This is a genomic window from Thiomicrolovo immobilis (assembly GCF_039645955.1).
Taxonomy (GTDB): Bacteria; Campylobacterota; Campylobacteria; order Campylobacterales; family Sulfurimonadaceae; genus Thiomicrolovo; species Thiomicrolovo diazotrophicus.
In genome coordinates, this window is sequence record NZ_CP147916.1 from 761,130 (window position 1) to 784,242 (window position 23,113).

Annotated in this window: 28 protein-coding genes and 1 riboswitch; of the genes, 12 read left to right on the plus strand and 16 right to left on the minus strand. The window is 56.1% G+C overall.

Features of this window, described 5'->3' with window-relative positions; genetic code table 11:
• The first annotated feature begins 6 nt into the window (after window positions 1-6).
• From WCX72_RS03905 to WCX72_RS03920, 4 genes are read left to right on the plus strand one after another with little or no spacing between them, the layout of a single operon-like run.
• Entirely contained in the window at window positions 7-525 is a 519-nt protein-coding gene (locus tag WCX72_RS03905; protein WP_345970976.1) for a peptidylprolyl isomerase, read from the plus strand.
• Complete coding sequence (locus WCX72_RS03910) at window positions 512-1,276, plus strand: helix-turn-helix domain-containing protein (protein WP_345970977.1); 765 nt, start codon at window positions 512-514, stop codon at window positions 1,274-1,276. The genes WCX72_RS03905 and WCX72_RS03910 overlap by 14 nt, the downstream gene beginning before the upstream one ends.
• A 13-nt stretch (window positions 1,277-1,289) precedes the next feature.
• Window positions 1,290-2,228: an ACP S-malonyltransferase gene (gene fabD / locus WCX72_RS03915; RefSeq protein WP_345970978.1), complete on the plus strand. Its 939-nt coding sequence runs from the start codon at window positions 1,290-1,292 to the stop codon at window positions 2,226-2,228.
• The gene (locus tag WCX72_RS03920) at window positions 2,225-2,986 is read left to right on the plus strand and encodes a nitrilase-related carbon-nitrogen hydrolase (protein ID WP_345970979.1); all 762 of its coding nucleotides are present in this window, start codon (window positions 2,225-2,227) and stop codon (window positions 2,984-2,986) included. Before fabD ends, WCX72_RS03920 begins: the two co-directional genes overlap by 4 nt.
• Before the next feature lie 75 nt (window positions 2,987-3,061).
• Here the strand turns inward: WCX72_RS03920 and WCX72_RS03925 are convergent, their stop codons facing one another.
• Together WCX72_RS03925 and dbpA are read right to left on the minus strand one after the other, a co-directional pair.
• Window positions 3,062-3,514 (minus strand): YaiI/YqxD family protein, encoded by a 453-nt coding sequence (locus tag WCX72_RS03925; RefSeq protein ID WP_345970980.1) that lies wholly within the window; start codon window positions 3,512-3,514, stop codon window positions 3,062-3,064.
• Window positions 3,511-4,890, minus strand: coding sequence for an ATP-dependent RNA helicase DbpA (gene dbpA / locus WCX72_RS03930; RefSeq protein ID WP_345970981.1), 1,380 nt, complete (start codon window positions 4,888-4,890; stop codon window positions 3,511-3,513). The genes WCX72_RS03925 and dbpA overlap by 4 nt, the downstream gene beginning before the upstream one ends.
• Before the next feature lie 140 nt (window positions 4,891-5,030).
• Between dbpA and WCX72_RS03935 the strand changes: the two genes are divergently transcribed.
• Window positions 5,031-5,765, plus strand: coding sequence for a 5'-methylthioadenosine/adenosylhomocysteine nucleosidase (locus WCX72_RS03935; RefSeq protein WP_345970982.1), 735 nt, complete (start codon window positions 5,031-5,033; stop codon window positions 5,763-5,765).
• Window positions 5,755-6,504, plus strand: coding sequence for an ATP-binding protein (locus WCX72_RS03940; protein WP_345970983.1), 750 nt, complete (start codon window positions 5,755-5,757; stop codon window positions 6,502-6,504). The genes WCX72_RS03935 and WCX72_RS03940 overlap by 11 nt, the downstream gene beginning before the upstream one ends.
• On the opposite strand, the gene WCX72_RS03945 is transcribed toward WCX72_RS03940, so the two are convergent.
• Window positions 6,501-6,986 (minus strand): DUF2062 domain-containing protein, encoded by a 486-nt coding sequence (locus WCX72_RS03945; RefSeq protein WP_345970984.1) that lies wholly within the window; start codon window positions 6,984-6,986, stop codon window positions 6,501-6,503. The genes WCX72_RS03940 and WCX72_RS03945 overlap by 4 nt on opposite strands.
• Before the next feature lie 140 nt (window positions 6,987-7,126).
• On the opposite strand from WCX72_RS03945, the gene WCX72_RS03950 reads away from it, so the two are divergent.
• Entirely contained in the window at window positions 7,127-7,474 is a 348-nt protein-coding gene (locus WCX72_RS03950) for a rhodanese-like domain-containing protein (protein ID WP_345970985.1), read from the plus strand.
• Between the two features lie 8 nt (window positions 7,475-7,482).
• Here WCX72_RS03950 and WCX72_RS03955 read toward each other — a convergent pair whose 3' ends face one another.
• Complete coding sequence (locus WCX72_RS03955) at window positions 7,483-7,923, minus strand: hypothetical protein (RefSeq protein ID WP_345970986.1); 441 nt, start codon at window positions 7,921-7,923, stop codon at window positions 7,483-7,485.
• A 40-nt stretch (window positions 7,924-7,963) separates the two neighbouring features.
• Here WCX72_RS03955 and WCX72_RS03960 point away from each other — a divergent pair, with 40 nt between their 5' ends.
• Window positions 7,964-8,878 carry a ChaN family lipoprotein gene (locus WCX72_RS03960; protein ID WP_345970987.1) on the plus strand — a complete coding sequence of 305 codons (915 nt, stop codon included), beginning with the start codon at window positions 7,964-7,966 and terminating at the stop codon, window positions 8,876-8,878.
• Window positions 8,875-10,149: an MFS transporter gene (locus WCX72_RS03965; protein ID WP_345970988.1), complete on the plus strand. Its 1,275-nt coding sequence runs from the start codon at window positions 8,875-8,877 to the stop codon at window positions 10,147-10,149. The genes WCX72_RS03960 and WCX72_RS03965 overlap by 4 nt, the downstream gene beginning before the upstream one ends.
• Here WCX72_RS03965 and WCX72_RS03970 read toward each other — a convergent pair.
• Window positions 10,130-11,086 carry an A/G-specific adenine glycosylase gene (locus tag WCX72_RS03970; protein ID WP_345970989.1) on the minus strand — a complete coding sequence of 319 codons (957 nt, stop codon included), beginning with the start codon at window positions 11,084-11,086 and terminating at the stop codon, window positions 10,130-10,132. The two genes, WCX72_RS03965 and WCX72_RS03970, sit on opposite strands and share 20 nt — an antisense overlap.
• 196 nt (window positions 11,087-11,282) lie before the next feature.
• Window positions 11,283-11,358, plus strand: a riboswitch (cyclic di-GMP riboswitch).
• Window positions 11,359-11,504: 146 nt separating this feature from the next.
• Between WCX72_RS03970 and WCX72_RS03975 the strand changes: the two genes are divergently transcribed.
• The 3 genes from WCX72_RS03975 (at window position 11,505) to WCX72_RS03985 (ending at window position 15,846) form a co-directional block, all read left to right on the plus strand.
• A complete protein-coding gene (locus WCX72_RS03975) occupies window positions 11,505-14,744 on the plus strand; it encodes a hypothetical protein (RefSeq protein WP_345970990.1) in 3,240 nt (1,079 codons plus the stop codon).
• A 153-nt stretch (window positions 14,745-14,897) separates the two neighbouring features.
• The gene (locus WCX72_RS03980; RefSeq protein WP_345970991.1) at window positions 14,898-15,227 is read left to right on the plus strand and encodes a hypothetical protein; all 330 of its coding nucleotides are present in this window, start codon (window positions 14,898-14,900) and stop codon (window positions 15,225-15,227) included.
• Between the two features lie 31 nt (window positions 15,228-15,258).
• Complete coding sequence (locus WCX72_RS03985) at window positions 15,259-15,846, plus strand: YigZ family protein (RefSeq protein WP_345970992.1); 588 nt, start codon at window positions 15,259-15,261, stop codon at window positions 15,844-15,846.
• Window positions 15,847-15,875: 29 nt separating this feature from the next.
• Here the strand turns inward: WCX72_RS03985 and WCX72_RS03990 are convergent, their stop codons facing one another.
• The 11 genes from WCX72_RS03990 to WCX72_RS04040 form a co-directional block, all read right to left on the minus strand.
• Window positions 15,876-16,577 carry a hypothetical protein gene (locus tag WCX72_RS03990; RefSeq protein ID WP_345970993.1) on the minus strand — a complete coding sequence of 234 codons (702 nt, stop codon included), beginning with the start codon at window positions 16,575-16,577 and terminating at the stop codon, window positions 15,876-15,878.
• A gap of 171 nt (window positions 16,578-16,748) precedes the next feature.
• A complete protein-coding gene (locus WCX72_RS03995) occupies window positions 16,749-17,237 on the minus strand; it encodes a hypothetical protein (protein WP_345970994.1) in 489 nt (162 codons plus the stop codon).
• A gap of 99 nt (window positions 17,238-17,336) precedes the next feature.
• The gene (locus tag WCX72_RS04000) at window positions 17,337-17,621 is read right to left on the minus strand and encodes a hypothetical protein (RefSeq protein WP_345970995.1); all 285 of its coding nucleotides are present in this window, start codon (window positions 17,619-17,621) and stop codon (window positions 17,337-17,339) included.
• Window positions 17,622-17,720: 99 nt separating this feature from the next.
• Window positions 17,721-19,301, minus strand: coding sequence for a sodium/solute symporter (locus WCX72_RS04005; RefSeq protein ID WP_345970996.1), 1,581 nt, complete (start codon window positions 19,299-19,301; stop codon window positions 17,721-17,723).
• Window positions 19,302-19,370: 69 nt separating this feature from the next.
• Window positions 19,371-19,943, minus strand: coding sequence for an isoprenylcysteine carboxylmethyltransferase family protein (locus WCX72_RS04010; protein ID WP_345970997.1), 573 nt, complete (start codon window positions 19,941-19,943; stop codon window positions 19,371-19,373).
• Window positions 19,944-20,192: 249 nt separating this feature from the next.
• Window positions 20,193-20,759 (minus strand): hypothetical protein, encoded by a 567-nt coding sequence (locus WCX72_RS04015; protein WP_345970998.1) that lies wholly within the window; start codon window positions 20,757-20,759, stop codon window positions 20,193-20,195.
• Window positions 20,760-20,800: 41 nt separating this feature from the next.
• Complete coding sequence (locus tag WCX72_RS04020) at window positions 20,801-21,070, minus strand: hypothetical protein (RefSeq protein ID WP_345970999.1); 270 nt, start codon at window positions 21,068-21,070, stop codon at window positions 20,801-20,803.
• A complete protein-coding gene (locus WCX72_RS04025) occupies window positions 21,063-21,530 on the minus strand; it encodes an SRPBCC domain-containing protein (RefSeq protein ID WP_345971000.1) in 468 nt (155 codons plus the stop codon). Before WCX72_RS04025 ends, WCX72_RS04020 begins: the two co-directional genes overlap by 8 nt.
• 86 nt (window positions 21,531-21,616) lie before the next feature.
• Window positions 21,617-21,892: a hypothetical protein gene (locus tag WCX72_RS04030; protein ID WP_345971001.1), complete on the minus strand. Its 276-nt coding sequence runs from the start codon at window positions 21,890-21,892 to the stop codon at window positions 21,617-21,619.
• Between the two features lie 388 nt (window positions 21,893-22,280).
• Window positions 22,281-22,535, minus strand: coding sequence for a YciI family protein (locus WCX72_RS04035; protein WP_345971002.1), 255 nt, complete (start codon window positions 22,533-22,535; stop codon window positions 22,281-22,283).
• Between the two features lie 22 nt (window positions 22,536-22,557).
• Window positions 22,558-23,064: an ATP-binding protein gene (locus WCX72_RS04040; protein WP_345971003.1), complete on the minus strand. Its 507-nt coding sequence runs from the start codon at window positions 23,062-23,064 to the stop codon at window positions 22,558-22,560.
• Window positions 23,065-23,113: the final 49 nt, after the last annotated feature.

Genomic DNA, 23,113 nt, shown 5'->3' on the forward strand with positions numbered 1-23,113 from the left:
AATATTATGGCAATCGAAACGAATCAAGTCGTATCCATCCAGTATGAAGTCCAGGCCGACGGCAAGGTCGTTGACTCCAACATCGGCGGTCAGCCGCTCGTCTTTATGTTCGGCAAGGGACAGATCATTCCGGGCCTCGAAGCGGGTATCCAGGATATGGCGGCAGGCGAAAAGGGCGATGTCCTGGTTAAAGCCTCTGACGCTTACGGCGACTACAATCCCGAAGCGACTCAGGATGTTCCGAAAGAGCAGTTCGCCGGTATCGATCTTCAAGAAGGCATGACACTCTACGGTCAGGGTGAAGACGGCGGTACGGTCCAGGTCGTCGTCAAAGAGATCAAAGACGAGAGCGTTCTTGTCGATTTCAACCATCCGATGGCCGGAAAAGATCTGATCTTCAGCGTCACGATCAATGAAGTACGTGACGCGACGGCCGATGAAATCGCCAGCGGCGTTCCGGCAGAGAATAAGGTTGATGACAGCTGCTGCGGAAGTAGCGGCGGACATAGCTGTGGCTGCCACTGAGTTTCTGGCGGCCTCACACGCTTCGACCGAAGCGCTGCGGACGGCGACTCTCCTCAAGACCCTCCAGGTCAACGCACTTATCAGCGGACCGAAGGGAACAGGCAAACAGACGCTTGCACGGGTGATCCTGCCCGGCGCGGTCGTGCTGGATGCGCGGGATTTTGACAATGTGCTCAATGCGCTTGAAAGCAATGACGAAGTTGTTTTGACGCATATTGAACACTGTCCGAACATTACGCTGCTTTTCGAGCGGGTCAAAACGGAAAAGCTCCGTCTGATCGCCACGGCATCATCCGAATACCTTTCCGATGCGATCTGGGAGTTCTTCAGCGTCAAGATCGCCCTGCCGCCGCTGCTCGAGCGCCCGGAGGACGTCGAGCTGCTTGTCAGCCATTTCAATGCCGAGGCGGACCGGATTTTCGACCTCTCCCCCGAGGGTTCTCCCTCCGGTAAAAAACCGGACCTGAGCGACAACGCCTACTCCCTGCGCAAGCAGATCTATTTCGAGCGCCTGATGGGTGGCGTCAACGAAGCGGAAGTGATACAGGTGATGGAGCGTTATTTACAGTCGCAGATGGGGTCGCACAACGATTACCGCAAATTCCTGCACCTCTACGAGGTCCCGCTGATCCGTACGGGACTGCGCAAGTTCAAATCGCAGCTGCAGCTGGCGGAACGCCTGGGTCTCAACCGCAACACCCTGCGCAAAAAGATTGCGGAAAACGAGCAGTTCGGTCTGCTTGAATCATAATTCAGGAGGAGAAATGAGTCAGAAAATCGCGATGGTGTTCCCGGGACAGGGGAGCCAGAGTGTCGGTATGGGCAAGGCGTTTTACGAGGCGTCTGATTATGCAAAAGAGATGGTCGAGAAGGCCAGCGACCGTATTGGGGTCGATTTCAAAGCGTTGATGTTCGAGGAGAATGAGAAACTCGATCAGACAGCCTATACCCAGCCGGCGATTCTGCTGGTCTCGATGATGGCTTATAAGCTCTTTCAGGAGGCGCGTCCGACGGCGCCGACACTGCTGCTGGGGCACTCCCTCGGCGAAGTGTCCGCCGTCTGCGCGAGCGGGGCGATCGATTACCTCGACGCCGTCGAGCTGGTGCACAAGCGCGGCCAGCTGATGCAGGGGGCCTGTGAAGGCGTCGAGGCGGGGATGATGGTCATCGTCGGTCTTGACGACGCAGCGGTCGAGACGATCTGTACCGATGCGCGCAACAAAGAGAACAAGCAGGTCTGGCCTGCGAATTACAACCAGGACGGCCAGCTTGTCGTTGCCGGTCTCAAACCGGACCTGCAGAGCCTCGAAGCAACCTTCAAAGAGGCCGGAGCCAAGCGTGCGCTGCTGCTGAACATGTCGGTTGCCAGCCACTGCCCGCTGCTCTCTGCCGCACAGGACCCGCTGCGCGCCGAGCTGGGGAAAGTGCTGCACGATCCCTTCGACGCACCGATCATCTCCAACGTCACGGCCAAGCCGTACCACACGAAGCAGCAGGCGGTGGAGCTGCTCAGCGAACAGCTGATCTACCCGGTGCGCTACAAACAGTCCGTCGCCGCGATTGCCCCGGACGTCGACCTCGCCATCGAGTTCGGCAACGGCAAGGTCCTTGCGGGCCTTAACCGCCGCATCGCCAAAGAGATGAAGACCTTGAACGTCTTCGACATGGATTCGCTCCAGGCTACCCTCGACGCACTCTCATGACCGTCACACTCGTCCAGAATGCACCCCGGCTGAACCGTACGAACCTTGGGGCGTGCGAAGCGCTGGCGGCTGCCTATTCCGGACGCAACGACGTCATCGTCTTCCCGGAACTGGCGCTCAACGGCTACCTGCTTCAGGACAAGGTCTTTGAAGATGCCTGGACGCTGCCGGAACTGGAACCGCTTGCCAAAGCGAGTCTCGCCTGCGATATCGTCGTCGGTGCGGCCCTCAAAGAGAATGGTCGCACCTACAACACTGCGTGCTATTTCAGCGGCGGCGAACTGCGTCATCTCCACCGAAAACTGCACCTGCCCAATTACGGGATGTTCGAAGAGGCGCGCTACTTTTTCAGAGGGGAGCGCATAGAAGCCTTTGACACGACATACGGTCGGAGCGTCATGCTTGTCTGCGAGGATCTCTGGCGCGCCCAGACAATGGCCGACGTTGCGGCGCTCAAACCGGAATTCGTCTATGTGATCGCCAACTCGCCGGCACGGGGTTTCGAGGAGGATGGATTGGCCATAGAGGGGCAGTGGGACGCGCTGCTCAAATCCCTCGCGCAGCTCTCCAACGCCTACGTCGTTTTCGTCAACCGTGTCGGTTTCGAGGACGGTCTGGGCTTCTGGGGCGGCAGCCGTGTTATCACGCCGCGCGGCGAAGCGGAAGAGACGCTGCCGCTTTTTGACGAAGCCGTGGTCAGCGTAACCCCGGACCACCGTCTGCACGACGTCGAGAAGTGGCTCGCGAAGATCGACTGACACCCCTTTCCACATCGCGGCGGTAATGCCTCCGCATCTTATCCGGAAAACGTACTTCTGTTCTCTTTCGGCCCGCTACGCCATGCCGTGTTCGGTCAGAAACCGGTGCAGGGCATTGGCGAAAGCGTGGGCGTCTTTGGGACCGAAGGGTTTCGGTCCTCCGGTGACGACGCCGGTGTCGCGGATCGTCTCCATCAGGTTGCGCATTGCAAGGTACTGCTTGATGTTGTCTGCGGTGTAGCGCTCCCCGCGGTGGTCGATGGCATGGGCGGCCTTGGCGAGGACCCGGTCGGCCAGGGGGATATCTGCCGTGATGACGAGGTCGCCGGGGGAGAGCAGCTCAACGATCCTGTCATCGGCGGCGTCGGCCCCTGCCTCCACGATGACCGTCTTTATCAAGGAAGAGTCTCCCAGCCGGACGGGTTTGTTCGACACAAGCACCAGGGGCAGTTTCACCCGTTCGACGGCGCGCACCACGATGGGTTTGAGGAGGTTGGGAAAGGCGTCTCCGTCGACGTAAATGGTCACTGCGCGATCCTCACGCGGAACTTTTTGCCCTTGATCTTGCCGCGGTTCAGCTGCTGCAGGGCGGTGTCGGCGACGCCCTGCTCGACAGCGACGTAGGCGAGGGTGTCATGGACGGCGATGTTGCCCACCGCTTTGCCGTCGATGCCGCCGGAGGCACAGAGGGCACCGAGTAGGTCGCCGGGCCGCAGCTTCTGTTTACGCCCGCCGTCGATCCGCAGGACGGCGAAATCGGGGAGAAAATGCGCGGGGTCTGCCGGCGGGAAGCCGGAGGCGTCTTCGGGGGCGAAGGGCGTCTCGCCGGCGGCAGCAAGGCGTTCGGCGGCCGGCTGCTGCTTGGGGGTAAAGAGCGTCAGGGCGACGCCGGTACTCCCAGCCCGGGCCGTACGGCCGACGCGGTGGAGGTAGGTTTCGGGCTTTTCGGGCAGGTCGAAATTGATGACCGCGCCCAGCGCCTTGATATCGAGTCCCCGCGCGGCGACGTCCGTTGCGATGAGCAGCCGGATCCCGCCGAGGGCGAAACGCGTCAGGACCTCGGTGCGTTCGCCCTGGTGCAGGTCGCCGTGCAGGACGGCCGCGTCGTAGCCCTGCTCGGCAAGGGCGATCGCCAACGCATCGCAGCCCGCCTTCGTATTGCAGAAAACGACGGCAGATTCGGGGCTGTAATGACCGAGAAGACGCATGAGCGTCCCGACCTTCTCCCCTTTTACCTTGAAGAAATGCTGTGTGAGCGTCACCTCGGAAGCGCTATTTTCGACCTCCACAGTCACAGGATCGCGCAGCAGTGCGGCAGCGATGGCGGCGATCGTCTCGGGGAAGGTGGCCGAAAAGAGCAGGCTCTGGCGGGAGGAAGTCAGGTGCGAAGCGATCTTCATGATGGCGTCGTGAAAGCCCAGGTCCAGCATCCTGTCGGCCTCGTCGAGTACAAGGGTATGCACCTTCGAGAGCGAAAGCGTTTTTTTCCCCAGGTGATCGAGGACCCGTCCCGGGGTGCCCACGACGATGTGCGCTCCGTACTGCAGCGAGTCGCGCTGCGGCGCCAGCGGCACCCCGCCGCAGAGCGTCAGAATTTTGATGTTCGGCCGGTGGCGGGAGAGGCGTCGCAGCTCTCCGGCCACCTGTTCGGCCAGCTCCCGCGTCGGACAGAGAATAAGCCCCTGAACATCCGATTCGTTTTCTGCGAGCTTCATGATCGTGCCGATACCGAAGGCGAGGGTCTTGCCGCTGCCGGTTTGCGCGCGGACGATGGCGTCTTTGCCTTCAAGCAGCGCCGGAAGGCTCTGTTCCTGTACGGGGGTCATCCGGCGGTAGCCGAGGGCATCCAGGTTCTGCTGCAGTGCTGCGGGCAGGGGAAGAGTGGTAAAAGGTTTGGAGGTCACGGCGGCTCTTTGTGGCAGAATGCTCCGGGAACTTCTCCCGAAGGCGTTACGCCATTGTAGCGTATTGCGCCCCTGCGTGCATTTTACCGCGCTCTGAAGCTCTTTGGCTATAATTGCACCAATTTTACGATGCAGGAAAAATGATGAAAATTGCCATTATGGGGGCCATGGTCGAAGAGGTGGAGCCGTTTCTCGACGCGGGGGAACACGAGCCGCTGCTCAAATACTTCAAGAAGCACAACGACGTCGAATATGCCGGGAACCTCTACCACGAGGCCCGTTTCAAAGGGCTTGATATCGTGCTGGGCTACAGCAAGATCGGCAAGGTGAACGCGGCATTGACCGCCGCGACAATGTTGGAGAAGTTCGGCTGCGAGATGCTGCTTTTCACCGGGGTGGCGGGTGCCGTGAACCCTGAACTGAAAATCGGCGATCTGATCGCGGCGACGCAGCTGTGCCAGCATGACCTTGACATCACGGCGTTCGGTCACCCGCACGGCTTTGTGCCCGAAGGCAAGGTCTACGTTGAACCGTCCCGCGAGCTCCTGCATATGGCCAGAAGCGTGGCCGAGGAGAAGGGGATCGAACTCAAAGGGGGGATCATCGCGACTGGCGACCAGTTTATCGCAGACGCGGAGCGTAAAGCCTGGATTGAAAAGACCTTCGAGGCGGACGCTATCGAAATGGAGGGGGCGGCCGTTGCCGTCGTCTGCGATGCGATGCAGGTTCCCTTCTTCGTGCTGCGCGCGATCAGCGACGCCGCAGACATGGACGCGACGTTCGATTTCGACGAATTCCTGAAGCACTCATCACAGGTCAGCAGCAGTTTCGTCATGGGGATGCTGGAGAAGATCGCCGCCACCCATGGTCAGTAAAAAAATCATGCGGCAGCTCGGCCGCACCAACGCCACGTTCAACCTGGTCGAGGAGGGAGACCGTATCCTCGTGGGGCTCTCGGGAGGCAAAGACTCCCTGACCCTCGTGCATGCCATGAAGGAGCAGCAGCGCCGCGCGCCCTTCAACTTCGAATTGATCGCCGTGACCGTTGCATACGGGATGGGAGAGGATTTTTCTGCGCTGATCGAACACTGCCGCTCTCACGGCATTGAGCATCACATCCACGATACGAACATCTACGATACGGCCAAGGAGAAGATCCGCAAAAACTCCTCGTACTGCAGTTTTTTCTCGCGGATGCGCCGCGGGTCGCTTTACAGCGCCGCAGAGAAGTTCGGCTGCAACAAGGTCGCCCTGGGGCACCACCTCGATGACGCAGCCGAAAGCTTTTTTATGAACCTGATCTACAACGGGCACCTGCGTTCACTCGCCCCGAAGTACCGGGCGGACAACGGCCTCATTGTCATCCGCCCCCTGATCCAGATGCGCGAACGCCAGCTTGCCGCCGCCGCGCACGACAACGACTGGCCGACCATCGGCGACGAGGCATGCCCCTCCATGCGTTTCGATGTCAAGATGCCCTACGCACGCGCCGAGATGAAAACGATGCTCTCGGAGATGGAGGGAAAATACCCCGACCTCTTCACGTCGATCAACGCGGCCTTCGGCCATATCTCCGACGACAGTTTTTTCGATCCTGAACGTTTCGCGCTCTAGGAGCGTCTGCGGCGGTGATGCCGCCGTACGGAAACGATCCAGAGGCGCTGGACAAGGTAGTAGCCTGCGACTGAAAAGAGGGTAGAGTAGAAGAGGGCGCCCGTATACAGCGGCACAACGATCGCATCGAAGTTCTGCTCAAACCACTCCAGGCTCATAGCAACGTGTGGCAGATTGTGCATGCCGAGCAGGAAGCCGCCGGTTTGATACTCGACATAGTAGATAAAAGGCATCGTCGCGGGGTTGGTGATCCAGACCAGGGCAATGGAGAGCGGCAGGTTGAAGCGGAAAAGCGGCTGCAGCAGCACGATGGCGACCATCTGTGCCGGCATGGGGATAAAGGCGATGAAAAGGCCGACAAGAACGCCTTTTGCAACTGCGTGTCTGTTCACGCTTAGAAAAGCACGGGGTATTTTATACTTTGCGATGACGTCGGCATACTTTTCATTGAAGCGGCTGCGTTTGAAAAACCGTCGGATCATGCCGTCACCCCGTGCAAAAGTCGCAGTATTATAACTGCTTTAACGAAATTGGCTATTAAAACAGGAATAAAATTCGTTTAAATGATAGCCGATATAATTTTGCCTAATTTTTATAACCTAATGATTTCAAAGGGAAGATAATGTCAAGTCTTAACGTATATCCGGACAAAGAGCTGCTGGAAAACTCCGATATGGTCGTCGTCGATATCCGCACCGAGATGGAGTGGATGCAAACGGGCGTCGTTCCGGGATGCAAAACGGTCACCTTTTTCCAGATGGACGGCAGCTACGACGCGGAAGGCTTTATGAAGGCAATGGATGCACTTGGTGGCAAAGAGAAAGAGATTGGCTTCATCTGCCGCACCGGTTCCCGTACGGCGCAGGTCGCCATGTTCATGAAGCAGCAGGGCTACAACGTCAAGAACCTCGCCGGCGGCGTCATGAAGCTGATGAGCGAGGGATACGAGCTCGTTCCCTACAAGGGCTGATCGCCCGCTCAGGCGGAAACAAACTCGCTGCGCAGCTCTCCGAAGAGCCGCAGGATACTCTCCTGGTAGGCGGTCACGTCGGGATCGTCCTGGCATGTGAGCAGCGGCTCCAGCTGGTCCAGATCGATCTTCAGCGCGTAGCGCGGCACGGAACGCAGGTCGCGGATGATATCCTCCACCAGTGCGTCGATGTCGAGCCCATTGTTTTTCAGGACCTTTTCCACCATCTCCCGCGTCGTCAGTACCAGCGTATTTGAACGGTCCTCATCGTTGTAGATCTTCATCCCCGCCTCTTTGACGACGTCGAATTCACACTCGTTCGCTTCGTTGTCGGCCGAGATGAGCGCGGCAAAAAGTTTGGCACGGAATTCAAGCGAGCTGTGGTGATAGAGGAATAGCTCCCGGAACGCGTTGAAGAGAAAATATTTGAAGCTGAAGCGGATCGCCATCTCGTCGCTACCCCTTAAGGCATTTGGGATATTATACTGCATGCAATATTTCAGGGCACTTTCCCTCGCCGTTTTTTTCATACTCTTTTCGGGCTGCTCCCACCCCCGGGCCGCATTGCAGCATATCCTGCCGCAGTCGTGCGGCGTTTACGATATGAAACAGGCCGCCTGTATCGGCGATGCGGAGCTGGTGGCACGCCTTTCGCCCTACCGGGTGCTCTTTGTCGGGGACCATCACGCCAGCGAAGCGATGCACAGACGCTTCGCCGAAGTGTTGAGCCGCCTGGGAGAAAACGGGCGCCGTCTCCTGCTGGCCAACGAATGGTTTACCCCAGAGGATGATGACCTCCTGTCACGCTACGCGCGCGGCGCATATGACGGAAACTTCACCGCAGAGATCGGCTGGAAAACGAAAGCGGGCTACCCTTTTTCATCGTACGATCCCATCTATAAAAGCATCGTGGGAGCCGGGGGGATGCTCTTCGGTGTCAATATGGACAAGTCCTTTCAAAAAGCCGTTTCGGACGGCAATCTGAGCGCCATGTCCGAGGATGAACAAGCGTTCTTCGAGCATCTCGATCTGAACCTGAGTGCGCACAAGGCGATGCTTGCGCCCTACTTCGCCCACTGCCACGCGAAGCAGGAGGGTGAGGACGCGCAGCAGTGCCGGGAGCGGATGTACCGGGTGCAGGTCGCGTGGGACAGCTATATGGGTGAGCAGAGCGCACGGCTTGCCGCGGAAGAACTGGATTCGGACGAGGAGCTGCTTGTCGTCTTTGCCGGGGCGTTCCATATGGCTTACGGCCTGGGGATCAATGCCCGCTTCGCCCGCCGCTGCGCTGAGCCTTATGTGACGATCCTTCCCGTACCTGTGGGCAGCAGCGACGCCGACGTCGGCGAAGCGGATTACCTGCTGTTCTATACCCCCGACGCACCTCCCAAGGAGACAGAATGACGCGCGAATCAAAGCGAATCTACGGCTGGGCGCTCTATGACTGGGCCAATTCCGCCTATGCCACCACGGTGATGGCCGGGTTCTTCCCGCTCTTTTTCAAAGCCTTCTACAGCGCCGATACCGATGCGACGCTCTCAACGGCCCAGCTGGGGGTCGCTAACGCGGTCTCCAGCATCATCGTCGTGCTGTTGGCACCGCTGCTCGGGGCCATCGCCGACGCCGGCGGCATCCGCAAGCGTTTCTTGCTGCTTTTCGCCTTCCTGGGCATCCTGATGAGCGCTGCGCTCGCCCTGGTCGGAAAGGGGCAGTGGGAGCTGGCCGCATTTGTCTATGTCCTGGGGAATATCGGTTTTATGGGGTCGAACATTTTTTATGACGCCTTTCTACCCTCGGTCACCTCGGAGGACCGTTTCGACAAGGTCTCCGGGCTGGGGTATGCGCTGGGGTATCTTGGCGGCGGGATCCTTTTTGCGCTGAACGTGGCGATGGTGCAGCAGCCCGAGTGGTTCGGGCTTGCCGATGCGGCGGCAGGGGTGAAAGCCTCTTTTATTTCCGTAGCACTCTGGTGGATGCTCTTCGCACTGCCCTTCGTCCTCTGGGTCAAGGAGAAGCGCAATACCCGCAAAATCGGTACGGTGACCCTCACGGTGCTCGGGTACCGGCGCCTGATGCGTACGTTTCACAAGATCAAGCATCTCAGAGGCCTTTTCCTTTTCCTCGTCGCCTATTGGTTCTACATCGACGGGGTCGACACGATCATCCGGATGGCCGTCGATTACGGCATGGCAATAGGGTTCGAGGCCGGGGACCTGATCAAGGCCCTGCTGCTGGTGCAGTTCATCGGGTTCCCGGCGACGATCCTTGTCGCGAAGCTGGCGCAGATGTGGGATACGAAAAAGGCGATCTATCTTACCCTTGGTTTTTATGTCCTGATCGCCATAATGGCGGCCTTCATGCACGACGTCAGCTCCTTCTACCTGCTCGCGGCGATGATTGCGCTGGTGCAGGGCGGTATCCAGGCGATGAGCCGTTCGTACTATTCGAAAATGATCCCCGCGGAGTACGCGGCGGAGTTCTTCGGCTTTTACAATTTCCTCGGAAAGTTCGCCACGGTTTTGGGGCCGCTGCTTATCGGCGCCGTCGCCCTGGCGACGGAGAGTTCCCGGGCGGGGATCGCTTCGGTCGCGGTCTTTTTCGTGATCGGCGCGGTACTGCTCTATATGGTCGATGAAAAAGCGGTGGCGGAGGAGGTCAGGGGCGCAATGCGCTAAGCTGCTTCAGCACCTTGTGGTCCGCCCCGCTCAGGGCCAGAGCGTCGATCTCCTCTCTTTGGAAATAGGTGAGCTCTTCGCGGTGTGCTTCGCAGAGCCAGACCTGCGCTTCGAGCCGGAAGTGCGAATAGACCTGCACGATGCTTTCGAGCGTTTTCCCCCGCTCGGGCGGCGCTGTTTGTTCATGAAACCCCCAAAGCCCGTGCAGGAATCTTCCTTCGCGCTGTTTTAACCCGTAACGGCCGTTGTGCCTGTAAACGACGATATGCCGTTCGCGCACCGGGACGCTTTTGCGCTTTTTCGGGGCGGGGTAGTACAGGGGGTCGCCCGCGGCGCCTTTGCAGGCGCCTTCGAAGGGGCAGGCGTCGCATGCTGTACTCTTTGGGAGGCAGAGCGTCGCGCCGATATCCATCATTGCCTGGTTGAATTCAAAAGGGTGTTCGGGGTCGAAGAGCTTTTCGGCCAGTCGCCAGAGGGTTTTCTCATCGGCCTCCCTGCGGCCGAAGAAACGGTAGAGGATACGCTTGACGTTGGCATCGAGGATGGGCACAGGCGCGCCGTAGGCAAACGCGGCGATGGCGTGGGCCGTGCTTTTGCCGATCCCGGGCAGACGGATCAGACCCTCGACGGTTCCGGGCATATAGGGCATGGCGAGCTGTGCGGCCCTGTGTAGGTTCTTCGCACGGGTATAGTAGCCCAACCCCTCCCACTGCTTCAATACATCGTCAAGCGGAGCGCTCGCGAGGGAGGGGAGCGTCGGAAAGCGCTCGAGAAAGGGGAAATAGAAGCGTTCGAGCACGGTCTTGACCTGGGTCTGTTGCAGCATGATCTCGCTGACCCAGATCCGGTAGGGATCATCGGTATTTCGCCACGGAAGGGTATGGCGGCCGTGGTGTTCATACCACTGCAGCAGCCGGTTGTGCAGATCTACATTCATGGTGCGGATTATAGCAGACACGTGTCGGAATGCAATCATATAGCGCAGTATTTATGTCCGTAATCAAATTGATTTTTCTTATATGAAATTAATTTTCTACGCTCTATACTGGGAGGTAATGAATAGCTGTTTTTCTCACGGCTTCGCGCTCAGAGAGGAAGGGGAGGCTGTTCAAGGTTGTTTGATTTTTTTGTACTGCAAGAAAAGCCTAACCCGGTGCGAACCGGGGGCGGAAAGCTACGGATCTTCTCGAAGATGGCCGGGTTGCCAAAAGTGGGGTAACTCGGTTGAAAAGTCTACTGATTCACTCTGTTACCCTCCTTTTTGATTTGAGTACTTCGATGCCTGCCCGTGTCAAACGGGTTTGGATTTGGAACCGCTTCGCAAGAGCGGCTCTATACAACAGGAGACTCTAAAAATGAAAGCTTCATTTCGAGATGAATGGGGGCTGATCAAGCGCATGCTGGGAGCGGGAGCACTGCTCTTCGCCGCAGCAGCGTCGGCCAACATCGGCTATACGCTAGAAGGGTGTCGCTCCACGTCTATTCCCGACGGATATGACCTGGCCGCGAACGACTATGTCTGCCCCGACGGGGCCTATACGACCGGTAACCTGAAAGGGTGGGCGGAACTCGACCTTGTCCCGCACCGGGTGACGATCGAAAACAAGGGGAGCGATCCCCAGAAGTTCACCTTTACCGTCGGCGGTGACTACCTGTACGCCGAAGGCGGCGATCTGCGCGGGTGGGACTACATTTCCGTATTGACCCTCGATACGGACCTCTCCAACGACATCTGTAAAAATTGGGCGGAACAGTATCAGGACCAACTGGTTGTCCAGGATCTGCTTATTACACCCGACAATGAAGGTGCCGGGGGGGTCTTTACCACAATCTACCGACAAATTTCCGTAGCAGGCGGCGGACCGAGAGACGGGGAGTATGCCGCGAACGGTCTTCCCGGCGGTGCCGTGTGTGTCGCCAACTACTATCAGCGTCTCGCCCTGGGGTCACACCTCTATTCGGGATCTTCTTTGCAATCCAACCTCTGGGATGCGAACCTGAGCTCTTCCGGCGGCCAGAAACGTGTCCAGCTCCCCGATGTCAAGGCGGTTGAAACCAGCAAAGACATGACGGCGCGCCAGGCCCAGTCTTTTGGATGGAGCATCTCCAAAAGCGGCCCGGCGACGGTTGAATTCGGCGACACCTGTGCGCCGAGCGCCCCTACCAGCAAGCTGGTCGATGTCAACGTGACCTGGACGAAACTGGCGGCTACCCCGGAAGGCACGGTCGGTATCCACACCAAGATCTATGTCTCCAACACCGCTTCACGCGAAATCTACGCCAATGTGTCTGATGTCGTCTACTACAGCGGCGGCATGACCAGTGTGCAGCCGGATGCGTGCACTTCTTATCTGATGCCGCCAAACTTCTCCGGGGTCGTTTGCGAACACGATGTCATCGTCCCCGAAGATGAGAGCGGCGGACTGTACGATATCGCGACCATCGGTTTCGAAGACCCTTACCTTCCTGATGTGCCGATCACGGTTACCCTGGAAGCCACCGCATCCGCATCGGTCCAACCGGGTGACCAGCTCAACACCACGGCAATCGTCAGAGACCACGAATGGATCGAAAGTACGAACGGACTGATGAGTTTCTCAAGCGGTACATTCACGCCGGGTGATATCGGTGAGTACGATGCGCCGTACGTTTCGGGAACGCCGACGGTCGGCGACGTTAACTGGACCTCTTACACTGTTGAAGACAGCGGCGTGCTGGTCTTCCATAAGACTGTTTATATCGACGGTCCGATAATCGCGACCGGTATGCTCAGCGACACCGCGACGATTGTGGGCGACGGGGGCTATACACCTGATCCTGCAACACATGAAATTGCGCTCTCTGCCGATGCGACCGTGTCGCTGACGATCAATAAAACAATGCCGGACGTGCTTGACGGCAACGACAGCATCGATGTCCTCTTTACCGTCTCCAGAGAGGGGATGGATGACATCAACCGCACCCTGACCTTCACGGCGCTCAGCCCGTTGACCCAATCGGTGAAGATAGAAGGTCTGGAACCGGGTTCGTATACTGTAACAGAAACGGCCCCGACCGGGTTTGAGCCGGAAGTAAGTGCGATTAAACCGGTGACGATCACGCTGCCGTCCTGCGGCGAGTCTGTCACCTTTAACAACCAGCTGGCCGGCCAACCGGCGGTCAAAGTCATCAAAGTGACCAAACCGGCCGAGATCGAGGGCGTCCCGCAAAAAGGCGACTGGAACATGACGCTTTACAAAGAGACTGCTCCGGATGTCTGGACGGTTGTGACATCTCTGCTTACCGATCCGAACAGCGCAACGAACGTGCTTGTACCGGAAGGTGAACTCGCAGAGGGTCACTACAAAGTCGTCGAAATCATGAAAGACGGCTGGTATATGTCCGATCAATCCGGTGATTGCGACTTCACTGTCGACTATCCGGAAGATCTCTATCGCGCCGACTACGAGTGCCAGTTTGAAAATACCAAATACGGTACGGTGATCATCAACAAGCTGACTGTTCCTGCGGGAATGCCGGATTACTTCCACTTCGCCCAGGATATTAACAGTTCGTATGATCTGAACCTGACGCATCTTGGATCGCACACCTTTATGGATGTGATTCCGAAAACCTATACGGTGACGGAAGATGACCCGAAACCGGAGTATGATCTGATCGGTCTCTCCTGTGTCGAGCTTGACGGCGTGGAGAACAGCTCTACTTCTCTGAGCCAGCGCGAAGCAACGATCGTCGTCGATCCGGGTGAAACGGTCCAGTGTACCTACACCAACCGCAAGCGTGGCAAGATCGAACTGATCAAACACGAAAACGGCGGTACGACGTACACGCTGAATTGGACCTTTACGCTCAGCGGAAACGGTCTGAACCTGCTGGATACACCTGATGCGAACGGATTGGTAGACTTTAACGGAGTCTGGCTGGTTCCGGGTGCAAACTATACAGTGTGTGAAACGGGTATCCCGGTTGCCTGGGAAAACCTCTGGTACGTTGAAGGTTCTCCGGTCTCTTATGACAATCCTGACTCAGGGGAAGCATCGAACGAGAACCACTGCTATACCTTCAGCGTGGAAGCGAATCAGACGATCCACTTCGTCGTAGAGAACAACTATACGCCTCCGGGCGGTGAACCGCGTACGATCGGCTACTGGAAAAACTGGACGACATGTGACGGCCACGGCAACCAGCAGGAAAAAGCGGAAGCGGCAAACCTTCTGGCAGGCCAAACAGAGGTGTGGCTGGTCGATTATGTCCTGCCGATCACCCTGGGAAGCTTTGAAGTCGCCAGCTGTGAAGACGCGGTATCCATCCTGGATAAGCGCGATGTCTCCAGCGGCAAGAAACGTGCCGGGGATGCAGCCTACGGTCTGGCGGCGCAGCTCTTGGCGGCCAAGGCCAACTATGCGGCCGGCGCGACCCAGTGTAGCGCCGCAAGCGATGCCATTACTGACGGGGACGCGCTGTTGTCCTCCATCGGCTTCGACGGCACCGGCGGCTACCTCAAAGGCGGTAAGAACGCCGCGGCCCAAAAATCGTTGGCAACGTCGATTGCGGGTACGCTTGATGCTTACAACAACGGTGAACTCTGTCCGTAACCGTTAGGCAAAGGCGCTTCGCCTTTGCCCTCTTAATCTCCCATTTTTCATCACATTTCAATCACTTTTACCCATTTTTTTTCTTTTTTATATGCGATATAGAGAACTGTTTATCAACCTCTATTATGATATGCACCTATTTAAAGGAGAAGTATGAAAAAGGTTACGATTCTCGCGGCCGCCCTGCTGGCGTCGGCACTTTACGCGGCGCCTTCCGCGGAGCAGCAGCAAGCGGAGGCGATCAAAGCACGTCAGGAAGCGATGCTCAAGCAGATCCAGGCGGAGCTCGGTCTCAGCGACAAGCAGACGAAACAGTGGGGCGATATCCATGAACGCTACCTCAAGGCGCATATGAAACTGCGCGTCGATCAGAACAACGAGATCCAGGCACTGCTCACGGATGAACAGCGTAAAAAGTTCGAAGCGATGCAGCAACGTTTTCGCGAGCAGCTGAACAAGCAGATGGGTGCACAAAAAAAGTAAGTGCCCCTCCTGCGCCCGCTATAATGGCGTCATGCAAATCCTCAAGACGCCTGTTTCCTCAACCTACGAAATCAAACAGTCGAAATTTATCGCCCATCTCGTCCCCTATAAGCTCTTCAATGCAACCCTGCAGCGCCTGCGAGCCGAGCACCCCAAGGGGCGTCATTTCGTGACGGCTTTCCGTTACCTGAATGACCATATGCAGGTCGTCGAGGGGAGCAGCGACGACGGCGAACCGAAAGGGACTTCCGGCAAACCGAGCCTTGCCGTTTTGGCGGGACATGAGCTGGTCGATGCCGCCGTGATCATCGTGCGCTATTTCGGCGGCACGAAGCTGGGGACGGGCGGGTTGGTTCGCGCCTATACCCAGGCGGTCTCCGATGCGGTGGCCCTGGCGGAGCTGACCGAGTATATTTCCCAGGAAAAGGCTGCGTTTACCTGCGGCTACAGCGCGGTCTCTCAGGTGGAATACCTGTTGACGGAGAGCGGTGTGACGGAGGTTGAAAAGGCCTTTGAAGCCACGACGGTGCTCTGGCATGTTTCGGGGGGAGATGAAGCCCTGGAGACATTCTTCGCCAGGGCGGGGCGTCTGGTGGAACGCCTGGAGGACGGAAAGTAAAGGGGCGTCGCGGTACTGCCGCGATGCAATCAGGGGCGGCCCAGGACGGACTCGAACATCGCGAAAGCTTTGCGCAGCCAGACCTTGGTGCGCTGGCGCTCCATCAGGCTCAGGTGGGCGGTGCCGTTCTCTTTGAGATTGGCGGCGGCCCAGAAGCTGAAGGTGTGTTTATCGATTTTCTGCATGGTCGGGGCGTGCAGCGCGGGCAGTACCACCTCTTTAAGCGTACCGTTCGCCTCGCTTGAAACGGAGGCGATGACGTCGTCGACTTCGGAGAAATCGCTGCCGCGTCCCTCGTTTTTGACGACGGCGCAGGTCATGACGACGCTGTATTTCGGCAGGAATTTTTTCAGCAGCTGCACGGAATCCTTGCCGCCGTCGACGAGGTACCAGTAGACGATCTCGATCCCGGTTTCTTCACACATCCCAAGGACGTCATTCTCTTCGATCCAACGGTCAAGGAAACGCTCGGACTGCGCCGGCAGATCCACCAGAACGTTGATGTCTTTTTCCAGCGCGAGTTCCATGATCTTGTCGCTGCTCTCGAAAAAGTCCAGGTCGATGGCATCGGTGAACTGCTCGTAGTAGCGGGTGAGTGACGCGTGGGAACGGTCCGCGTCCAGTCCGACAAAAGCGACATCGTTGTCGATAAAATACTGCGAAAGCAGGCGCGCGAAGACGGACTTGCCGACGCCTCCTTTCTCTCCTCCGATAAAGTGAATCATACTCATTGTTTCTCTCTCCATATCATGTGATGTATCACGGATATATTGTGCGCGTATAGTAGCGCTGCGGATATAAATGCGGGCTGTGGATCCGCAGGCAAATCGGAAAATTTCTGAAAGATTACACTAGACAGGACGCCTGCAATGCTTCGCCGAAATAACATCCTCCCAAAAGACTCATTGTTGATTTTTGTATCGGGAAAGTTTCGCTTTGACCGTCGATGTCGCCTGCTCGAGTATGGACTTTACCTCTTCGAAGCTCGTCGCTTTGTCGGCGTTGAAATCGATAAGCCGATGCTTTGTCCAGCGCGTGCGATAGCGATCGTCAATCGCAAACCTCACTTCCTGCAGGGCCGGCTGCCGATGGACATAGTGGCCCGCCACCTCCACCGAGGCTCTTTCCAACGCGCAGTAAAGATCCAGCTTTTCTGATTGCGCGCAATCGGGCACAGGGGCTTTTCTCCAGGCGCTTTCATTGGGCAGCAGCGCATCCGCCCTGCTGAGAATCTCCAGATCGACCGGCGTAACGCGAACGTCCCTCCGCTCATAATCCGGCAGACCCAAAACGATGCCGTTTTCGGTTTTGTAGACACCGATGACGCCGAAAATGATAAAAGAGCCCAGGAGCAGGAGGGACAAAAGGGTATAGAGAATGTACTTTTTCATGAATCGAGCCTTTATCGGACAGCTCCTCTATGCCGACGATGATGGCACATGTGCTTTTGGCAATTGTACTTCATCTCCCGGAAACGGGCAGGAAATCTCCTATTTCATATACCTTTTTGTCAATCGGCAAAAGTCGTAAAAGTCGCTCAGCATCAAGTAGCGGATTTCGACGTCTTCAAACTTCTTCTTCAAGATGGCATGGCCCTGCAGGTAGAGCTTGACATCGTTTTGGAACTCTTTGGGATATTCAAGTTTTTCGGCTCCCAAAGAGGAAAAGCAATCCAAAAATTCAAAAAAGAGCGCTGTGACGATCTTCTCTTTTTCCGGTGTCCTGTTTGAGAGAAAGTCCGTTGTCTCCTCAAATGTCTCGCATATTTTCGTCAAACACGCATTCATTTATATCCTCTTTACTCTGGTCTGTCGGAAAGGAAGTACAAAAACTGTACCTGCTGCTGAAATGCGACATGAAGGAGATCTCTTTTGTTATAGATCGGCCCACCCTTCGTTAATAAGCCATAGTGCAATGAGCATCATCAGAAAATAGCACGCCAGCAGCGTGTCCATGCCTGTCCACTTTAGCGCAACGGTGTGTCCCGCGGTGTAATCGGCCCCCTTCTTGGATGTTTTAAAACGGCTCATCGAAAGCATCCATGCGCCCGAATAGGCCACGACAAACCCCGTCACGTTCCACCACATCCACATCACTTCCGGGTGGAAAAGCCATAAGAAGAGGTTGACACCGACGCCGCCAACGAGGCCGGTCAGTATGGCGCTGCTGCCGATGTGCCTGTAAAGCGCGCCGGCGAGGAAGACGGCCAAAACGGGCCCGTAAAAGGCCGAACCGATCTTCTTGATCGCTTCAATGACGGTATCGGCGATCACACCGACCATCAAAGCGAAGAGGATGACGGCGATGCCCCAGAAGAGGGTCGTGATCTGGCTCAGACGGATCTCTCTCGCTCCCTGGGTGTGCTTCTCTTTCAGGACAAAATCATGCAGCGTAACGGCGGAGAGGGAGTTGAGCGCCGAGTCGATGCTGGACATGGCCGCGGCGAGAATGGCGGCGATCAGCAGCCCTTTCACCCCTCCCGGAAGGTACGCCAGGATAAACTGGGGGATGAGGTGATCGGGGGAGGAGGCGGCGACACTCGCCTGGAGTGCACTGTCCTGCAGATAGAGCGTGCCTACGGTAATGCCCATCAACACGTACAGCAGCGTCAGGGGGAACCGCGCGAAGCCGTTGAAGTAGAGGGAGCGTTTGGCGTCCTCGATGCTCCTGGCGGAGAGTTCCCGCTGCACCTGGCTCTGGTCCGTTCCGTAATAGGCCGTATAGAGAAAAAAGCCGCCAAAGAGAAAGGCCCAAAACGGCATGCCGCCGTCACTGCCGAGCCCCCAGCCAAAATCGAGTGTCTGCAGCCGCGCTTTGGGGAAGGTTTCGACAATGGCCCCGAACCCGCCAAGGAGATCGACGGCGATGGCGATGGAGACGATGACACCCAGCAGAAGCAGCCCCATCTGGAAGATGTCCGAATAGACAACGGCCCGCATGCCGCCGAGGGTGTCGTAGATCAGAATGATGAGGCCCATCGTAAGGATGGAGATCCAGAGTTCAAACCCGGTGATACTTTGCATCACGATGGCCGTCGCATACAGAGCGATACCAGTCCCCAGGGCACGGCTGAGCAGAAAGAGGACGGCAACCGTATTGCGGACGCCGGTGCCGTAGCGCAGCTGCAGGTACTCATAGACACTGACAAGCTTCAGCTGCCGAAAGAGCGGTATCAGAAAGATGGACGTTACGATCATGGCCAGGGGCAGGGCCAGCTCGTACTGCAGCCATGTCAGGCCTCCGCCCTCTTTGACGGCGACAAATGCGGGGATGGAGATAAAGCTGATGGCGGAGCTCTGTGTCGCCATCGTCGAGATGCCCACGGCCCACCACGAGAGCTTGCGGTCGGCGACATAGTAGTCATCCTGGTCGCGGTTTTCCTGACCGATAAAATAGCCGAAGAGCAGCAGCAGTATAAAATAGGCACCGATAACGTACCAATCTAGTAAATCCATACGGTTCCTTTGGCTGCAGCGTTAAAAGATAATGCCCTATTTTTGCCCATTTGTGAAATGCAGCTGCCCTCAGTAGATCCCCGGAAACAGGCGATAGCGTACCTCCTTCGCATAATCGGGGTACCCGGGAAGCTCCTCATGAAGGGTCTTGTCTTCAAGCGCGGTCCGGATCACGGCGATGAGCAACGCCGCCGCGGCAGGGATGAGGGTCCACAGTGAGTCTAGCGCCATGATGATGCCGGCAAGGGCCAGAAGGTTTCCCGCATAGCCCGGGTGGCGAACGACCCGGTAAGGGCCGCTGTCGCAGACCGTATGCCCCCGGTCCGTCTGGATACGTACCGTCGTGGAGAAAAAGCGGTTCTCGACGATCGCCCAGGCCGTAAATGCGTACCCCAGTGCGATGATAATGAGGCCGAGAACGGTGAGCCATGCCGGCATGAGCGGCGTCCATGCATAACGGTGGTCAAGCCCTGCGACGATGACCAGGGGAAAAGAGAGGCTAACGGCCATCATCGGAGCAAGAAATTTGTCCCATGGTTTCGCGCTCTGTGCCTTTTCAAGGCTGGCTCTCTCTGCGAGAAGCCCTGGATGCCGCTTCTCCGCCAGGAACCGTCCGCCGACACCGGCAAGAAACAGCAGCACGGAGTAGACCCAGCCCTGCTACCATCCAACATCGCCACCGCAGAGCAGAAGCACCAGCGGGATGATGAGGTAAAGGAGGATCACGTTGCGCCACAGACGGGGCTGGTTTTTATTTGGATGAACGGTTTTCAATGCCATATCTTTACTCCGGAATCAGCCAGGATTTCAATACGTACGCCACCAACGTTTGAACTGCCCCATCAAATGACGCCCGCGCGTTTTTGACGGGGCTTGACCGATTTTCTATGTTTACAAACGGTGGGCTTCTTCCCACAGGCGCTCTTGGCCTACCCTGATGTACCAATCGTCGAATTGGGAACGGTAGTGTTCAAAAGGGTCTTTTAGCTTGGGACGGGGGTCTTTGCTGAGGGAATATGCCATCCCCTCGGTGAACCATTTCGGAGCCCGTAAAACGTTGATCATACCCAATCTCTCATTTTGAAGATGATGGATCATTTCGTGCCTTACATAATACCGTTTCCAGGCCCGGGGACCGATAATGATGCCGAAAGTACCCAGGGTGATCGCAGAGCGTTTTCCCAGGCCGAACGACTCGGAACAGGCTTCTGAACTGCAAAATACAGTGCGCGGAGCATGTCTGATCCCGCCGACGGAGGTGCCGACGAAGTGCAGCGCTTCATTATACAGAGCGGTCGCGTCTTCCAGGCGGGAAGCATCGCCCGTGCATATCGCGTCGCTGAAGCACGGAACACCGGCTAGTTCCGGGGCAAGGATCCGAACCGGTTTATAGAATGCCCACGTAGAGCTGATAATCACTGCAATAAGCAAGGCGGCTATCGGAACTGCTTTTTTCATACTCTTACTATATTCGTATAACGTAAATGGAGTCGGTTACGTCAACCGTTTCGACTTCTCCAGGCGCTGCCCATCAGATAAAATGACCCGATCGACAAGCCCGAAATCAGCAAGGCACCAATACCCATAACGATGACTCTGACGATGCTTTTTGGCTCCATGATCAAGTCGTAGACGATGTGACCGGAAAGATATCCGAATGTCACGGCTGCTACAGCCATGAGCAAGACAATGAGATATGTAAACACTTTTCTGGGGATGAGCGCTGCAAGGGTCTGGCCGATCAATTCCTCGATAAGAAAATCAATCAATGGCATCCCTGCCTGGTTGCGGACTTGCCTCTGCCCGCAGTTTCAGGGCCTGATTCATCTCCTCGAACCCGTGTCTGGTGTCGCTGTCCAGACTGGAGCGAAAGAGTCCTACCAGGATGCCGCTGAAGCGCTCGTTCTGCTGAAAGCGCACCTTGTCCTCGTCAAGCGCTTCGATGACGAAAGCATGCTCGCCGTCAAAGAGACCCGGGAACAGAAACCGGCCCAGCCACCTCAGTTCGCGCCCGGCTTCAGCGGCGAGGACCGCAGGCGAGAAACGCATAGGTTTGCTACCGCTCGGCTGGATCTCGACCTGAAGCCGCTTACCCTGGGTCGGGGTGCCCTGTATCGAACGGATGAAAGGATTCCATTGGGGGTATGCAGTGAAATCGGCCAGGATCTCCCATACCCGTTCAGCGGGTGCATCAATCTCTATTTCCGTATGTAGTTCGTGGATAGCCATATGGTTTCTGTGTCAATGATGTTCATCGTTTAAAAGAGCGATCAAAATTCGCATTATAGTCGGTCACTTGGGATTCGTTGGGAATTTCAAATATCCATAGCGGTGTAGAACAGGTCATCCGTTCGATTGTCTGTTGCCGTATCATTTTCTTTGTATTTTCTCAGCAACCATATTTCGAAGACCGCTCCGATCAATGGAACGCCCAATATGACGATGGTTTTGAAAATTTTTGTTCTTCTTGTATAAAGCATTTCTTCCAATAAAATAGACATGATTGCGCCAATGTCAACAGCTATTACCGTCCAAATGAGAAATAGATAAACACCAGTCATATTATTTCCTAACAATTCAATGGCATTCATTTTAGCAGATTATTGTAAATATGTACATTTTTTTAAACAGACTAAAACGTAATTTATTTCTATTTCTAATAATATACAGATGAACCCTATGGAAATTTGCCAATGCGGTATCGAGGCGATGGAGACAAAGCGGATAGCCGTGTTATTCGTCAAAAGTGCTGGAAATAATGGATAGTGGTGTATGGGAGGAGGAAAAAATGCTTTGAAAACCTTCTGATGTGCTGCATACAACAAAGCTTCGTTGACGGGTAGGAGAAGAATCGACAGATCAAGTGCTCAAGGGCAATAGGTGCAATTCATAGGCTTTTTATCTGCGCTTAACGCTGAGAATGACTCATGAAACGGGCGCAGGCGGGTTACTGATTGGGTTCCACTGAATTTGTTTGGCTCATTTTGCGTTCCATTCGTGGACGGTAACGATGGATGACTTCGAAGTATGCACCGGGTCACTGAACGCTATGGCCTCGGCTTCTTCAAGACTATCAGCTTTGATCAAATAGGCACCGCCGCTCTTGTCCGTAAACGGACCGGCAAGTTCAAGTTTGCCTCGTTGTCTGAGGTCATCGAGAAAAGCGTAATGCGCATCAATGACCGATGGGTCGAACTGGGGCGTGCGAAACGTAGTTATAAGGTATCTATACATTCAAATTCCTTTTTTTGGTATGTCATGTGGATGAAATATCTCCTGCCAGACGTAGGATATTGAGTTCCTCGTCCACAGTCGGAGCCTCAAAGAATTGGGTAACATGGTTGAACACCGCTTCGTTGTCGAACTGTGCCCGTTCCGGCTGCTCGGTTCGGCGCTTTGCGATCTGCGTTAGACACTGTGCATTGCTCACGTCGAGAAAGATCAGTTCATGCTCACATGCAGCTTCGGTGCAGAGCTGTTTGAACCACGCTCTCTGCCTGACCGTATTCGCCGGAAAGTCCATCACCACATTCGTGCCCGTATTGATGATCCGCAGCACATGCGATTTCACAAACGGCTTGATCATCTTGGAGAATTTCAGGTAATCGTCGAATGAGTTGATCTGGCCGGGGTAATGCGATGATAGCCAATCGTCTTCGGAGAGAAGCACCGCATTTTTTTCGGCCGACACGGCTTTTGACTTCGTCGATTTTCCGGCTCCCATCTTTCCGCAGAAAAATGTAAGTGTTCCTTTTGCTTTCATGATTCCTTCTTGTATGTATAACGTTTAAAATGAGCAAAAAATCCGACCG

What these genes read in the sequence shown, in the direction of transcription:
- WCX72_RS04015 (WP_345970998.1), bottom strand. Translation starts at nt 20,759, where the DNA reads ATGAAAAAAGCAGTTCCGATAGCCGCCTTGCTTATTGCAGTGATTATC.
- WCX72_RS03980 (WP_345970991.1), top strand. Translation starts at nt 14,898, where the DNA reads ATGAAAAAGGTTACGATTCTCGCGGCCGCCCTGCTGGCGTCGGCACTT.
- WCX72_RS03970 (WP_345970989.1), bottom strand. Translation starts at nt 11,086, where the DNA reads ATGAATGTAGATCTGCACAACCGGCTGCTGCAGTGGTATGAACACCAC.
- WCX72_RS04030 (WP_345971001.1), bottom strand. Translation starts at nt 21,892, where the DNA reads ATGAATGCCATTGAATTGTTAGGAAATAATATGACTGGTGTTTATCTA.
- WCX72_RS03905 (WP_345970976.1), top strand. Translation starts at nt 7, where the DNA reads ATGGCAATCGAAACGAATCAAGTCGTATCCATCCAGTATGAAGTCCAG.
- WCX72_RS04040 (WP_345971003.1), bottom strand. Translation starts at nt 23,064, where the DNA reads ATGAAAGCAAAAGGAACACTTACATTTTTCTGCGGAAAGATGGGAGCC.
- WCX72_RS03920 (WP_345970979.1), top strand. Translation starts at nt 2,225, where the DNA reads ATGACCGTCACACTCGTCCAGAATGCACCCCGGCTGAACCGTACGAAC.
- fabD (WP_345970978.1), top strand. Translation starts at nt 1,290, where the DNA reads ATGAGTCAGAAAATCGCGATGGTGTTCCCGGGACAGGGGAGCCAGAGT.
- WCX72_RS03940 (WP_345970983.1), top strand. Translation starts at nt 5,755, where the DNA reads ATGGTCAGTAAAAAAATCATGCGGCAGCTCGGCCGCACCAACGCCACG.
- WCX72_RS03995 (WP_345970994.1), bottom strand. Translation starts at nt 17,237, where the DNA reads ATGAAAAAGTACATTCTCTATACCCTTTTGTCCCTCCTGCTCCTGGGC.
- WCX72_RS03990 (WP_345970993.1), bottom strand. Translation starts at nt 16,577, where the DNA reads ATGAGTATGATTCACTTTATCGGAGGAGAGAAAGGAGGCGTCGGCAAG.
- WCX72_RS03935 (WP_345970982.1), top strand. Translation starts at nt 5,031, where the DNA reads ATGATGAAAATTGCCATTATGGGGGCCATGGTCGAAGAGGTGGAGCCG.
- WCX72_RS04035 (WP_345971002.1), bottom strand. Translation starts at nt 22,535, where the DNA reads ATGTATAGATACCTTATAACTACGTTTCGCACGCCCCAGTTCGACCCA.
- WCX72_RS04025 (WP_345971000.1), bottom strand. Translation starts at nt 21,530, where the DNA reads ATGGCTATCCACGAACTACATACGGAAATAGAGATTGATGCACCCGCT.
- WCX72_RS03975 (WP_345970990.1), top strand. Translation starts at nt 11,505, where the DNA reads ATGAAAGCTTCATTTCGAGATGAATGGGGGCTGATCAAGCGCATGCTG.
- WCX72_RS03950 (WP_345970985.1), top strand. Translation starts at nt 7,127, where the DNA reads ATGTCAAGTCTTAACGTATATCCGGACAAAGAGCTGCTGGAAAACTCC.
- WCX72_RS03985 (WP_345970992.1), top strand. Translation starts at nt 15,259, where the DNA reads ATGCAAATCCTCAAGACGCCTGTTTCCTCAACCTACGAAATCAAACAG.
- WCX72_RS03960 (WP_345970987.1), top strand. Translation starts at nt 7,964, where the DNA reads ATGCAATATTTCAGGGCACTTTCCCTCGCCGTTTTTTTCATACTCTTT.
- WCX72_RS04005 (WP_345970996.1), bottom strand. Translation starts at nt 19,301, where the DNA reads ATGGATTTACTAGATTGGTACGTTATCGGTGCCTATTTTATACTGCTG.
- WCX72_RS03945 (WP_345970984.1), bottom strand. Translation starts at nt 6,986, where the DNA reads ATGATCCGACGGTTTTTCAAACGCAGCCGCTTCAATGAAAAGTATGCC.
- WCX72_RS03955 (WP_345970986.1), bottom strand. Translation starts at nt 7,923, where the DNA reads ATGGCGATCCGCTTCAGCTTCAAATATTTTCTCTTCAACGCGTTCCGG.
- WCX72_RS03965 (WP_345970988.1), top strand. Translation starts at nt 8,875, where the DNA reads ATGACGCGCGAATCAAAGCGAATCTACGGCTGGGCGCTCTATGACTGG.